This is a genomic window from Duffyella sp. Ts4 (genome assembly GCF_051851875.1).
In the GTDB taxonomy this organism is placed as follows: Bacteria; Pseudomonadota; Gammaproteobacteria; order Enterobacterales; family Enterobacteriaceae; genus Duffyella; species Duffyella gerundensis.
Genome location: NZ_JBLYPN010000008.1, coordinates 108,595 through 121,194 on the forward strand (window position 1 = coordinate 108,595; position 12,600 = coordinate 121,194).

The window sequence follows — 12,600 nt, forward strand, 5'->3', positions numbered from 1 at the left end:
TGCAGCTCCGGGGGCATGCATGCATTACGATGATTTTATTTCTCTACTGCGATTAATGGGTTATCTGATAGACAAAAATCCTCTCCTCCTCCTTTTGTCGGGAGTGATTTTTATAGTTATGTTTTTGATGTCAGTATTAATCAGTCATTAAATTTTTGTTATCGTTGCCCTAAAATATTACCTTTCCTGTAGTCAGTGCCTCGGACCATCGCAGTTTATACGCCCAGTCTTTACCGACTGAACCCATTGAAAATCTCATCTCTTTTCTATTAAGTGCACAGTATTCCTTCGCCGAACTTATATTTTTCCACATCAGCAAGCTTCCCGGACTCAGATCGGTGTATTTCATATTAACGCCACCATTAGGTACATCGAAATAGATTATGCTATCACTTTCAGCCATGAAGATAAGATCCATGGCGCAGGGCTCATTATCGATGAAAAGTATATGGCCAAAAATCATCCGCACCATACTGCGCATAATGGTGATGAGGTTTTCCCGGGAATAGCACTCCAGTTTGTCGGTAAATCGCGACTTAAAAAGGAAAATGTAAAAGTCCGCCAGCTCCTCCGCACTGTACTGATTCATATCGCAACAACGCCCACCTGCCCGAAGAAACCGGTTGTACTCGTTGCGGCGGTTTTTTTCTGTTTTGGACGAATAGCTGTTCTTCGCAAAACAGACTTTCGTTTTCCTTGCCACAGAAAAATTAACGTTTCTGAAATTATCCTTATTGAAATGAGATATTTTGTTGGCTTTCTCAGGAAAAAGAAGTGTTTCTCCTTTCGCTACTGGTATCATGATTTCGTCATAAGAAAGCGGAAATTCTTTCCATTGTTCCACACCAATTTTCTTTGGTGTCAGCAGAGCATAGGCAGCAATATATTCGCCATTTTTCTCTTTATGGTAATACGCAACGGGCTGACGGTTATGTGTTGAGAAAAATCGAATAACATCCGGATGCATGTTAACGCTTCCACCATAGCGCTTGTAACAGTATTCATAAATACTGGCGTCAGACGTTTTCCAGCCGTACAACGTTCTTTTAAACTGACTCATTTTTTTCACTCAAAACTGATTACTTTATGATTGACTGAACAGACGCTGAGCCATTCAGCCTGAACTGACGTTACCGCCAAGCGCCTGGTAAAGCTGTATTTCCTGCAGAAAAAGTTGAAGGCGCTCTTCATTAATTTCCCGCTTTGCATCCAGAAGGCTGTTTTCAGCTTCCAGGCATTCAAATCGGGAGCGATCACCTGCCTGGGCGCTCAGTTTTGTCATTTTCAGCAACTCCGCGCTATTTTCAGCAAGGCTCACAGATTCTTCATACCGCGATCGTCCCGCCTGACGCCCTGCTATGGCGTCGGATACGTCCCGGAACGACTGTTTAATAACTTTTTCATAGTCAACTGCGGCAGCCTGCTGGGAAACTTCGGCCGCACGAAGGTTTGCCATGTTCCTTCCGTTATTGAATATGGGAAGATTAATATTCGGGGAAAAGCTCCATGCGGCGGTACCGGCCGAGAACAAATCGCTCAGCTCAGCAGAGGAGCTGCCACCTGAGGCGGTGAGCGATATTGAAGGGAAGAAGGCAGCCCGGGCCGCGCCAATATCTGCATTTGCCTGTTTCATCCTGAACTCGGCTGCAACAACGTCAGGTCGCTTCTGAAGAACAGCAGATGGCAAAGCCGGCTGCGGGAGTGGGAAATCACCAATATCCGCAAAAGCAACATTATTCACCTGACTGCCCGGAAGATTACTGCCCAGTAGCAGTTGCAGGGTGTTGTATTCTTTCTGAATCGAAGCCTGCAGCTTCGCAACCTCCTGCCGCTGGCGGCGAAGCGCAGTATCATGGCTGACCAGCGTCTCCTGACTGATGTCACCCAGCTTCCAGGCGGACGACTGCATGCTCTGCATCTGATGAAGATTGGCCGCTTTTTCTTCAGCCAGTTTCAGGCTCTCTTTGTCAGCAAGAAATGTCAGGTATGACGACGCAGCCTGAGCGGCAATGGAGAGCCTCAGCGCGCGCGCGGTGGCATCTGTAGCCAGAAAGTCGTTAAGTGCGGCGTCCTTCATACTGCGCAGACGGCCCCAGAAATCCAGCTCCCATGAGGCGGAAACCAGCTTTGCGTCAAACTGGTGATAAGTCAGTGCCCCCGTATCAACGGTATCCAGCAGACCAGCAGGCTCATGTGCCGATGTCTGTGAAAAAGATGCGTTTATCGAGGGCAAAAGCGACAGACGCTCAATTCCGTATAACTCCTGCGCTTTTCTGAGGTTAAGGGCGGCTCCTTTTAAATCCATATTATTTCTGAGCGCGAGACTGATTATCACCTGAAGGTTTGCATCCCTGTAAAAATCACCCCTTTTTCCCGTATCAATATACCTCTGCGCGCTGTACTGCTGATTCCACTGTTCGGGCAGTCTCACGTCTGGTTTTTTATAGTCAGGCTGTAGCTGGCAGCCTGCCAGAAAGCTGCATGCCATAAGTAAAGCGGCGTGACGGTTAAACGCGCTGGTTGTCATTGTACGAATCGTTTTCCGGTTGAATAATGTCAGAATAAAATGTCTGGTTTGACGTTAAGTCCGGGTATTGTGCAACTTCTTTATCAACGGGCGACCAAGGAAATATCAAGAATTAAACAATGGCATTATTTATTCAGTTGAGTGTTCATTCTTGACCAATTCTTGACTCTGCCTTCAGCGTTCCTTGAACTGCCGGAATTAAACTGAGCCCGTTAATTTTCCTATTGCGGATCCCTCTTCAGATAATTCAGATGAAAATAAAAACCGGACTAACGTTTCTCCCCCGTGATTTTGTATCACGCCGAACTCATTTAGTGATTGCCGGGTTATTCATGACTCTGCTGATGAGTGGCTGTGATGAACCCCGACGTGCGGATTCACCCGCGCCCCCCCTTGTCAGAGCAAACACCGTGGCCGCATCTGTGCCCGCAAAACAGGTGAACTGGTCAGGAAAGCTTCTACCGGCCAGAGAGGTCTCGTTGAGTTTTCGTACCGGTGGCCGCCTCGCCGAGCGACGCGTTGACGTCGGCACGCGCGTGAGTCGTGGAGCTGTACTTGCCAGGCTGGATTCCACGCAAAGCAGAGAGCAGGTTCTTTCTGCACGTGCCGCACTCAGCGAAGCCGATGCTCAGCTGAGCAAGGCACAGCAGGACTCGGCGAGAATGCTGAAGCTGGTTGAGATAGGTACCGCACCACGCGCCAGGCTTCAGGAGTCGGCGTCCACGCTGGCTGCCGCTAAGGCGCAGCGTACGCGGGCTGCTGCGCAACTGGCTGAGGCAACGAATGATTCAGACTTTAACCTTCTCAGAGCGCCTTTCAGTGGTGTTATCACCGCTGTTTCCGCTGCGCCAGGGCAAATCCTGTCACAGGATCAGCAAATTATGCAGTTCGCCAGCGATGAAGATAAACAACTTATTATGAATTTTCCTCCGGCATTCAGTGAGTCTCTTCATCCGGGAGATAAGCTGCGCGTCAAATTTGAAAATGGCGGCACCGCCCGTGCGACCGTGCTGACGGTGAGCCCACAGAGCGATCCTCAGACGCTGTTGATAGCGGTGAAAGCGAAGCTTGATGAAAAAGACGTTACCGTCCCGCTCGGCTCAGTGCTTACCGGAGAGGTCATTCAGGATAGCGACCGCGTCTACGTTATCCCTGCGGCTTCACTGACACGTAAAAGCGATCGACCGGCTGTCTATGTGGTTTCACCTGAGGCGAAAACTCTCGAGCTTCGCCCGGTTTCGGTCAGATATTACAGCGGCGACACCGCTGCGGTTTCCGCCGGACTTACTGAAGGTGAGCAGATCGTAACAGCTGGCGTGAGCAGGCTGACTCCGGGCATGAAAATTACCGTGCAGGATGGAGTCCAGTAAATGAAATCGGGAAAATTTAACCTTTCCACCTGGGCGATAGAACATCAGCAAATCGTCAGCTTCCTGCTGCTCCTTATTATGTCAATTGGCTACATCTGTTATCAGGCCGTACCGAGAGAAGAGGATCCGGCATTTACTATCAAAACGGCAATCATCAGCGCCGGGTGGTCTGGTGCGTCACCTGATGACATGGTCAGTCACGTCACGGATAAAATTGAAAAGACGGTTCAGGAGCTGCCTTACATCGACAGCATTGAAAGCCAGACGCGGCGTGGAAGCGCAGAAATTACTGTAAACCTCAGGGACGAAACGCCACCTGATCAGGTAAAGCCAACCTGGGCGCTCCTGCGTAAAAAGATGCACGATCTGTCCGTTCAGTTGCCCGATGGGGTCGGTGAGCCAATGGTCAACGATGAATATGACGCGACCTATGGCACCGTACTCGGCATTGTCGCTGAGGGATACAGCAACAGGCAGCTCACAAACAAGGCAGAGGAGATTCAGAAAGCGCTGCTAAGCGTGCCCGGAATTGGACTGACTCAGTTACTGGGTACTCAGGATGACCAGATTGTTCTTCGCTACTCCCCGCGTCGTCTCGCTCAGATGGGTATTACGCCTGAATCATTGATCGAAGCGCTGCGCGCGCAGAACGCAGTAGCCGAGGCAGGCGTTCTGCGTACAGATAAAGACATCATCGATATTGCGCTCGACGGTGCGCTGACGTCCGCTGAAAGTCTTCGCGGTGAAGTCCTGACGATCGGAGGAAATACGTTTCCCCTGACATCCGTGGCAGATATTGATGTTGAACCCTCGCATCAGCCCCGGCCTGTCTTTCACGTCAACGGAAAGCCTGCTGTTGGGATCGGCATTGCAATGGCCGCTGGCGGTAACATGCTTGAGTTCGGCAGGGCGCTGGATGAAAAGATTGAGCAGGTTCGCAGCCGGTTGCCCCTTGGCGTTACGATAAGCAGTGTTGCCGATCAATCTGTAGTGGTAGAGGACGCCGTTTCTGGCTTTATCCATGTGCTGGCCGAAGCTATCGTTATCGTGCTGGCAGTTTCATTCATTTCTCTGGGGCTTCGCGCCGGCCTGGTTGTCGCCGTTGCGATTCCGATTGTACTGGCGATGACGTTTGCCGGCATGTATCTGGCCGGCATAGGACTACAGAGGATTTCACTGGGCGCACTGATTATCGCGCTGGGGCTGCTTGTTGACGATGCCATGATAACGATTGAGTCAATGGTCTCCAGCCTGGAGCGTGGTGAGTCGCTTAAAAAGGCTGCCGCAAGCGCCTTTACAACGACGGCTTTCCCGATGCTGACCGGCACACTGGTTATGATCGCCGGATTTATACCTGTTGGCTTTGCAAAATCGGCTGCAGGTGAATATTGCTATTCACTTTTTGTCGTAGTGCTTATCTCACTGCTGAGTTCATGGGTTGTAGCAGTGCTCTTTTCTCCTTTAAGTGGCGTCTGGATCCTGCCAAAACAACTCAGGCAGCATGGTCACGGACAGGGGCGGCTTGCGCGGGGATATGCATCTCTGCTCCACTATACTCTGCGCCACAGGCTGCAGATTCTATGCGGCTCGGTTTTCCTGTTGCTGATTTCAGTATGGTCAGCTCAGTGGATGAAATCAGAGTTTTTCCCGTCCTCGGACAGGCCCGAGCTACTGATCAGCTTCACCTTTCCCGAGGACACAACGCAGCAGGAAACGATGCGTGTTGTGGAGTCCTTTGAAAAGGAACTGGAAAAGGAAAAAGGCCTCAGCCGCTATTCATCTTACATCGGCACAGGTGCGATACGCTTTTATCTGCCGATGGATGTCCAGTCCGACGCTGAAAACCGAGCTCAGCTGGTTCTGGTCGCCAGCAGCCTCGAAGCGCGTCATGCCCTGCAGAGTCGCCTGACGGCATTGCTGGACAGACGCTACAGTGCTTATGTCACCCGCGTTACGCCGCTGGAGCTGGGTCCGCCGGTGGGCTGGCCAATTAAATATCGTGTACAGGGGCCCGACAGCGAAAAGGTCCGGGAAATTGCGCAGCAACTGACGCAGACGCTGGGCAGCCACAGTGAAATACGGAATATTAATCTCACGTCAGGTGAGCCTCAGCGCGCAATCAGAATTAAGGTCAACCAGACGCAGGCGCGGCTTGCCTGGCTGTCCGGAGAGCAGATAGCTCAGGCGCTGAGAACATATTACAGCGGTGCTGTGATTACACGCGTGCGTAATGCCGATCGCCTTACAGACCTGGTACTGAGTCCAGAAAAAGAAGAGCAGCAGGACACGATGAATCTTGCCAGCATGCTCATTCGTAACAGTAACGGCGTGAATGTACCGCTGGCTCAGGTGGCCACCCTAACCTGGGGTCTGGAAACGCCGGTAATCGAGCGCCGCAATCGCGCATCACTTATCACCATACAGGCAGACGTGGCATCGGGACAGAATGCAGATGATATCTCTGCCAGCCTTACCCCTGCAATAACGGCCATAAACCAGAAGCTGCCAGACAATTATCATATCTCCGAAGGTGGCGCATCAGAGGACGCTGATAAGGGTAACAGTTCGCTCTTTGACGTTCTGCCCGTCACGCTGGCCTGCATGCTGGGTGTGATGATGTTGCAACTGCAAAGCTATTCCCGGGTAATTCTGGCCACGTTAATGGCCCCCTTTGGATTTATCGGCGTGGTGGCCGCGCTCGTGCCAACAGGCACGCCTATGGGATTTGTCGCCATTCTGGGCGTGATTGCCCTGAGCGGAATGATAATCAGGAATGCCATCATCATGATAAGCGAGGTGGATAACAACATCAGGCTTAAGATGAGCATTGATGACGCCGTCAGCCACGCTGCAGCTCATCGCGCCAGACCGATCATGCTCACTGCCTGTGCGGCAATATTCGGCATGATCCCCATTGCCCGGCAGGTTTTCTGGGGCCCGATGGCCTACGCGATCATCGGAGGCCTGATTGCTGCTACCGCTTTCACACTGACACTACTCCCGGCCCTGATGACGTATCTTCTCGAATGGGAGAACAGAAAAAAACGCACATAAAAAGAGATATTCCTGCGCCGCTGCAGCGTCAGCCTGCAGTGGCGCAGGGAAAGGCGGCAAGCATATTAATGCTGAATGTTGATAACCCGGAAGGCTTGTTTAATTAAGCTATCGGCAGGTAATTTTTATTCAAACAGGTTTACTCTGATCATGAAAGCTTTAAGAAGAAAAATGATTACTCTTTTTCTGAACACCTATGTATTTATATCCCGCAGGGCAGTGCCGCAAAAAGATAATCTGGGCACTATTCACCCCCGGAATGTGGTTGTATTTTCAACCACTGCGCTCGGCGACTTTCTTATGAATACGCCAGCAATCTATTCTCTTAAATCACGATTTCCCTGTGCTTCATTTACGCTTGTGAGCAGCGAAAAGAATATGTCTCTGGTTAAACAGTACGGCTGGTTTGAAAGTATTATTCAGTGGGATAATAAAATCATGCGTATTATTCCTTTAATCAGAAAGCTGCGCCGTATTAAACCCGATCTATGCGTCATTCTGCACGCACATTATCCTTATGATGTTATGGCAGCGTTGATATCCAATGCCGGTATCGTTATACGTGATAATTACGGGAATACCCCTGCTGATCTGAATCCGCTTCTGCATGCATGGTCCGGAGAATTCAACGGACACACTATTGCCAGAAAACTGAAACTTATCCGGCTACTGGGCGCTGATGACACGCTTAGCAGAATGCATCTTCCGTCACGTTATCAGAAGCCGGTGACAGACCGCAGGCCAGTCAGAATAGGCTTTCAGCTGGGGGCCTCACGAGAAGCCCGCCGGTGGCCCACGGCCAGATTTTGTCAGCTGGCGATCGCGCTCACTGAGCACTATCCCGATGTGGAGATTGTCATCACGGGCTCCAGGGCCGAACAATCGCTGGAGAAAGATTTCTGTGACGGTGTTCCGCCTGAAGTGCGTGATCGGATCAGGCGATATGCCGGCAAAACGCAGCTTGACGAGCTGGTTACGCTGATCATGAGCCTTGACGTCCTGGTCACCGGAGATACCGGACCGATGCATATTGCCATAGCAGCCGGGATAAGGACGGTCAGCCTGTTTGCTAAAGCCAATCCGCTTCGTACCGGCCCCTTTCAGGACCCCCATTTGCACCGGGTGATTCACCAGCCGCCTGCCAGTAAAGAGGTTCATCCGATGACGGGAATTTCACCTGAGATTGTTTTGGCCGCGGTTACGTCAAGTATGGAGCACATGAAATGAATCGGGAAGCCATTAAAGATAACGAAATTGTGCAATTCCTCGAGTATTACAATCAGCCTGACTGCTTTGGCATTTACCATAAGATTCAGGAGGGCGAATATCCAATATTTAAGCTTAATCTTGAAGAACATCAGCTGTGGGTGTTAATAGCAGACTTTTTCTCCACCTACAAAATTGATAATAAAAACTTCTGCCACGAAACGTTTTTTTTTCGCACTGCGATCAAAAGAAAATGGCAGATCAGACTAAAACACTTTATGCATGGAACAAAGGCCGCAGGGAATAATATGACCGTTGGGTTTTTGACGGCAACTGCGCGTCGCGGTGTATGGGATGAAAACAACAAAAGCATGGGTTACTGACACTCCGGGCGGAAAGCCAGTATTGGATAACCCTACTATCCGCCGTAACATATTTAACGGCGGATGATGTTTTGGGTTTAAATCACATTATTTTACGGTCTTTGCTCCTGATGTAAACCGTGTAAGTGTCAGATGCGTCTGGCTTCTGACGACATCAATGAGTTCATACCGGCGCCTGTATTCAGCGCGTTTTTTACTGGGTACATCTTCCAGTTTTTTCCTGATAATCTCAAGAGGAATGGAATAGAAACCGTCTTTCTGCAAAACACCCCCGGACATTTCCCAGAAAGAATTATAATCCGCATGTATGTGCTTAATTCTGTCTTTATATCTGACCGACTGGTAAACATGAAGTTTATTCGACACAGCAATTATGCTACTGGCGTCGAACAGGTCAGCGACCTGTACCAGCGATTCCAGGACCAGTCGCTTGGGAAAAATACCATATAAACTTTTGGTCGCCTGCTGAACAAGCTCCTGAGCATTATCTCCATTAGGTCCCTGCAGACCACCGACAATCAATGTTCGTGATTTGTTCCGGACACAAAGCACAAACGTTATCTCTGCCAGCATTTTACCGGTGCTATTCTGCAGAATAATGCTGGCTTCACCCTCTTTATCCAGCCTGTACGTTGATACAAACTGAAGGGTAAAGAGTTGATCGTCCTTTCCTGTAAACCGGCTCAGACACAGCCCTTCAGGGCTGATATGTTGTCTGAATCCTTCGTCGCCAAGAAGGTGCGTAAATGTTCTGTAGTGGTAAAGAATAGCCTCTGCTTTTTCTGTTACCGTAAGAGAGGAACTTAAATACGGCCTGTGAACCCTGCAGGGCAATCGGGGTTGATTTTTAAGAAGCTCATTGTATGCCTTATGGCTAGTAATAAAATTCAGAAGCTGGTAGGTTTTTACCGGCATGAGAAGAGAGCGCATGAAAAATTTAAACCGAAAATGCCGGGAGTTCCAGAATTTATGCGGCTGAACGCCTCCTTTTGATAAAGCGTAATAAAGTCTAAAGGGTGTCTGAGGGAGTGAAACTGCAGTGTGGTTATTGACAATGAGTGACATGATGGTTTTCCGGAAACTGCCGTTATTCTGATTCGTCAACTCTTTCAGCAATGCCTTACCAGTGAAGATAATGCAGGCATGCAGAATTAATGACGCTGTAAATTTTTCTGCTTGCCGGCTACTTTAACGTGCGATAATCAATATTGAGTCAATATGAAATCAATGTTCAGTCAGCACAAAAAAAATACCGTTATGTCGGTCAATAAATTCTGGTGTGATATAGTCTAAAAATCCGGGCGGAACATTATCGATATTACGACTGAAAGGTCAGTTCCCAAACAGATACTTCTGTCTGCATTCACAATGAGCTGGCACTACAGAGGCTCAGTCATCGCTGGTTGAAAAAGGTGCACAGGGTCACCGCTGCAAGACGCCTGTCCTGGCAAATCATCACGGCCTTCCGCTGACTATGCATCCGGCTCTTCAGGCATAAGATAGGGGGTTGAATGAAAATTAACCTGATGCGTTGCTTATTAGTTTAACGTCACTGCCAACTGGTTCAGCCGCCCTTCAGATGCGAAATACATTCCATTTGAGATGACGTATACATGTATGATCGTGATAAATCCTGATGACAGATCGCTGCAGACGGATAAACTTTCCTGGTTCAGGGACCAACTACCTAAGTACGAAGGAGTTCCAAAGCAGGGAGCATAAGCTTTATAAAGTTTCAGTAGATTATTCGGGAGTTTTTGATGGTGCAGTCCTGGTTCTGCCTTTCTCTGGCTATTATTTTTGAGGTATCCAGCGTTACCTCTATGAAAATTGTCTCTGCAGACAATCACTGGACAGGCATGGCTGTAATGTATGTAACTATTGGCCTGTCATTTACTTTCATGGCGTTTGCGCTAAAAAAAATACCCCTGGCAGTGGCTTACGCAACCTGGGAGTCACTGGGTCTGCTTGCAATTGCGGCAATAGGCAGCTTCTTCTTCAAAGAACACCTTTCTTTTATCCAGATGAGCGGCATCCTGCTTTTGCTGGGTGGCGTCATTCTCGTCAATATTGGCGAGGAAAGCCGCTAAATGGAATATTGGGTGCCCTACGTGTATCTTGCAATCGCCATTGTACTGGAGGTGACGGCTAACACGTTTCTTCAGCGCTCTGCAGGGATGACAAAGCTCATCCCGGGGATGATTGGTATTGTATTTATCTTTGCTTCCTTCACAGCGCTGTCGCAGTCACTGAAAGCCATGGATATGGCCACTGCCTATGCGATATGGGGCGGTAGCGGGATAATTCTGACCGCTCTGGCTGGTTGGGCCTTCTTCCAACAACCACTTAGTCGTAAAAGTATGGCTGGGCTGGTTATGATATCAGCGGGCCTTGCATTACTTAAACTGGGATGAGCATGTTCCCTGCGGTTCATTATACGTAGCAGTGCCGCCTTAGCAGTGGCCTCTTCAAAGAGTGGCAGTAAGCCATTCCTTTCATTAGTTGATGAGTTCGTCAAGCTCAATCTCATGCTTCCGTTCAGTTGTGAGTCGTTAACGGCTAGCGGAGCCAGACTTGATACAAAAGAAAAAGGAGGTGACTGAACCCTCCTTTTACTGCTACTTGCTTAGCGACGGCTGAATGCGAGACGGGCTGCGAATAACAAAAAAATCGTACCGGTTGTGCGATCCATCCACCTTATTACTTTTTCTTTGCGCAAAAAAGATGCCAGTGGTCGTGTTGCACAAATCAGGATCATTGACCAGACGATACCTATCGTCATATGAATTGCGACCAGTCCGAAAGTCCATACAATTGGGGAATGCCCCAGTGGAATAAACTGAGGAAGAAAAGAAACGTAAAAAATACCTACTTTTGGGTTTAGAGCATTACCGAGCACGCCTTTTAAAAACCAGTTTGAAGACGGTTTATCTGAAGAATCTGCTAAAGCAAACTGCTTTCTGGGCTTTAACAACATATTTATACCCAGCCAGCTCAGGTATGCAGCTCCGCAATATTTTAGAATATCGTAGGCAAGCTCTGAAACCGCGATAAGAGCTCCCAGCCCAAAAGCCACCGCTGTCCCCCATATTAAGCAGCCTGCGCCAATACCAAGCGCAGCGTGAATGGCCTGCTTTCGTCCTTCCACTGTAGCAGTCCTTAAAACGAGTGCAGTGTCTAAACCAGGAGTCAGGGTCAATAACACAGCAGCAAAACTAAACGCCACAAGTGCATCCATAACGGACATAGCAAGGCCTCAAAAATGTAGTGGATTCAATAAGGTTAGCTTGGAAAAGGCTCCAGCGGCTTTCAGTTTACCTCCCTATCTTACAAAGCTTATCTCCTTCGTTCACGGCTTATTCTTCAAAATGTTTGGTTCGAGATAGTCTGCGTATAGCACTAAGCGGACGTTGTACAGGCCTACGTCCGCTATGAGCGAAAAGCGGACATTCGAAATTTTTATGCAGTAGATGAAAATTTTGATAATATAGTCATGTATTAATTAATGGGGAGCAGAACACATTTTCTTAATATAAGATGCCTATTATATCAGAGATGAATTTTATGTTTATCCGGGCTAGTTAGTGAAAGCAAATTCAATTTCTCCCCCTCGGACTACCACCGTTCCCCAATCCCCCCACAACTTGTACGAACCATCATTTATGGTAATTCCATCGATATTTCCATAATCAACTTTATCTTCTCTATCTTTATATTGCATAAGCCTTTTATCAATCCAGTCAATAGAACACATGTTAAAGAATTGAAGCGAAGCTTTTCGGTAACAGTATCTCTCGTCTTCTTTAGGCTCTTCATATTGTGGATGATTTTCAATAAGGACCGCTTCAAGCTCAAATATTAGTGAGTCGGATGTTTCACTAATTGATAATACAAAGCTATCTTCGAGGTAAATATTTGATAGAGCAAAAATTTCAAAATAGTGCATACACATTCTCATAGATCAAAGTCGATTGAGGTGACCTGCCCCCTGTCGCTCCACACAAACTATTGTTAGCTACGTCCGCTTCTGGCACAACGCTGATGAACGTTAGGTTACTTT

General features: G+C 48.5%; 11 protein-coding genes. 6 read left to right on the forward strand and 5 right to left on the reverse strand.

What is annotated here, in order from left to right:
- Positions 1-169: 169 nt before the first annotated feature.
- Together ACJY2L_RS13640 and ACJY2L_RS13645 are read right to left on the reverse strand one after the other, a co-directional pair.
- Positions 170-1,060 carry a hypothetical protein gene (locus ACJY2L_RS13640; protein ID WP_439214203.1) on the reverse strand — a complete coding sequence of 297 codons (891 nt, stop codon included), beginning with the start codon at positions 1,058-1,060 and terminating at the stop codon, positions 170-172.
- Positions 1,061-1,114: 54 nt separating this feature from the next.
- Positions 1,115-2,527, reverse strand: coding sequence for an efflux transporter outer membrane subunit (locus ACJY2L_RS13645; RefSeq protein ID WP_439214204.1), 1,413 nt, complete (start codon positions 2,525-2,527; stop codon positions 1,115-1,117).
- A gap of 251 nt (positions 2,528-2,778) precedes the next feature.
- Here ACJY2L_RS13645 and ACJY2L_RS13650 point away from each other — a divergent pair, with 251 nt between their 5' ends.
- From ACJY2L_RS13650 to ACJY2L_RS13665, 4 genes are all read left to right on the forward strand, one after another.
- Positions 2,779-3,897, forward strand: coding sequence for an efflux RND transporter periplasmic adaptor subunit (locus ACJY2L_RS13650; RefSeq protein WP_439214205.1), 1,119 nt, complete (start codon positions 2,779-2,781; stop codon positions 3,895-3,897).
- Positions 3,898-6,951, forward strand: coding sequence for an efflux RND transporter permease subunit (locus ACJY2L_RS13655; protein ID WP_439214206.1), 3,054 nt, complete (start codon positions 3,898-3,900; stop codon positions 6,949-6,951).
- A 150-nt stretch (positions 6,952-7,101) separates the two neighbouring features.
- Positions 7,102-8,178, forward strand: coding sequence for a glycosyltransferase family 9 protein (locus ACJY2L_RS13660; RefSeq protein WP_439214207.1), 1,077 nt, complete (start codon positions 7,102-7,104; stop codon positions 8,176-8,178).
- Complete coding sequence (locus tag ACJY2L_RS13665) at positions 8,175-8,540, forward strand: hypothetical protein (RefSeq protein WP_439214208.1); 366 nt, start codon at positions 8,175-8,177, stop codon at positions 8,538-8,540. The genes ACJY2L_RS13660 and ACJY2L_RS13665 overlap by 4 nt, the downstream gene beginning before the upstream one ends.
- Before the next feature lie 87 nt (positions 8,541-8,627).
- Here the strand turns inward: ACJY2L_RS13665 and ACJY2L_RS13670 are convergent, their stop codons facing one another.
- On the reverse strand, positions 8,628-9,605 hold the full coding sequence (locus tag ACJY2L_RS13670; RefSeq protein WP_439214209.1) for a VirK/YbjX family protein: 978 nt from the start codon (positions 9,603-9,605) through the stop codon (positions 8,628-8,630).
- A gap of 695 nt (positions 9,606-10,300) precedes the next feature.
- Here ACJY2L_RS13670 and ACJY2L_RS13675 point away from each other — a divergent pair.
- Together ACJY2L_RS13675 and ACJY2L_RS13680 are read left to right on the forward strand one after the other, a co-directional pair.
- Positions 10,301-10,630, forward strand: coding sequence for a DMT family transporter (locus ACJY2L_RS13675; protein WP_439214210.1), 330 nt, complete (start codon positions 10,301-10,303; stop codon positions 10,628-10,630).
- Entirely contained in the window at positions 10,631-10,954 is a 324-nt protein-coding gene (locus tag ACJY2L_RS13680) for a DMT family transporter (RefSeq protein ID WP_439214211.1), read from the forward strand.
- Between the two features lie 212 nt (positions 10,955-11,166).
- Here the strand turns inward: ACJY2L_RS13680 and ACJY2L_RS13685 are convergent, their stop codons facing one another.
- Both ACJY2L_RS13685 and ACJY2L_RS13690 read right to left on the reverse strand, forming a co-directional pair.
- Positions 11,167-11,787 (reverse strand): LysE family translocator, encoded by a 621-nt coding sequence (locus ACJY2L_RS13685; protein WP_439214212.1) that lies wholly within the window; start codon positions 11,785-11,787, stop codon positions 11,167-11,169.
- Between the two features lie 330 nt (positions 11,788-12,117).
- The gene (locus tag ACJY2L_RS13690; protein ID WP_439214213.1) at positions 12,118-12,486 is read right to left on the reverse strand and encodes a hypothetical protein; all 369 of its coding nucleotides are present in this window, start codon (positions 12,484-12,486) and stop codon (positions 12,118-12,120) included.
- Positions 12,487-12,600: the final 114 nt, after the last annotated feature.

Coding starts and splice junctions, on each gene's coding strand:
- ACJY2L_RS13640 (WP_439214203.1), bottom strand. CDS start 1,060: ATGAGTCAGTTTAAAAGAACGTTGTACGGCTGGAAAACGTCTGACGCC.
- ACJY2L_RS13645 (WP_439214204.1), bottom strand. CDS start 2,527: ATGACAACCAGCGCGTTTAACCGTCACGCCGCTTTACTTATGGCATGC.
- ACJY2L_RS13650 (WP_439214205.1), top strand. CDS start 2,779: ATGAAAATAAAAACCGGACTAACGTTTCTCCCCCGTGATTTTGTATCA.
- ACJY2L_RS13655 (WP_439214206.1), top strand. CDS start 3,898: ATGAAATCGGGAAAATTTAACCTTTCCACCTGGGCGATAGAACATCAG.
- ACJY2L_RS13660 (WP_439214207.1), top strand. CDS start 7,102: ATGAAAGCTTTAAGAAGAAAAATGATTACTCTTTTTCTGAACACCTAT.
- ACJY2L_RS13665 (WP_439214208.1), top strand. CDS start 8,175: ATGAATCGGGAAGCCATTAAAGATAACGAAATTGTGCAATTCCTCGAG.
- ACJY2L_RS13670 (WP_439214209.1), bottom strand. CDS start 9,605: ATGTCACTCATTGTCAATAACCACACTGCAGTTTCACTCCCTCAGACA.
- ACJY2L_RS13675 (WP_439214210.1), top strand. CDS start 10,301: ATGGTGCAGTCCTGGTTCTGCCTTTCTCTGGCTATTATTTTTGAGGTA.
- ACJY2L_RS13680 (WP_439214211.1), top strand. CDS start 10,631: ATGGAATATTGGGTGCCCTACGTGTATCTTGCAATCGCCATTGTACTG.
- ACJY2L_RS13685 (WP_439214212.1), bottom strand. CDS start 11,787: ATGTCCGTTATGGATGCACTTGTGGCGTTTAGTTTTGCTGCTGTGTTA.
- ACJY2L_RS13690 (WP_439214213.1), bottom strand. CDS start 12,486: ATGCACTATTTTGAAATTTTTGCTCTATCAAATATTTACCTCGAAGAT.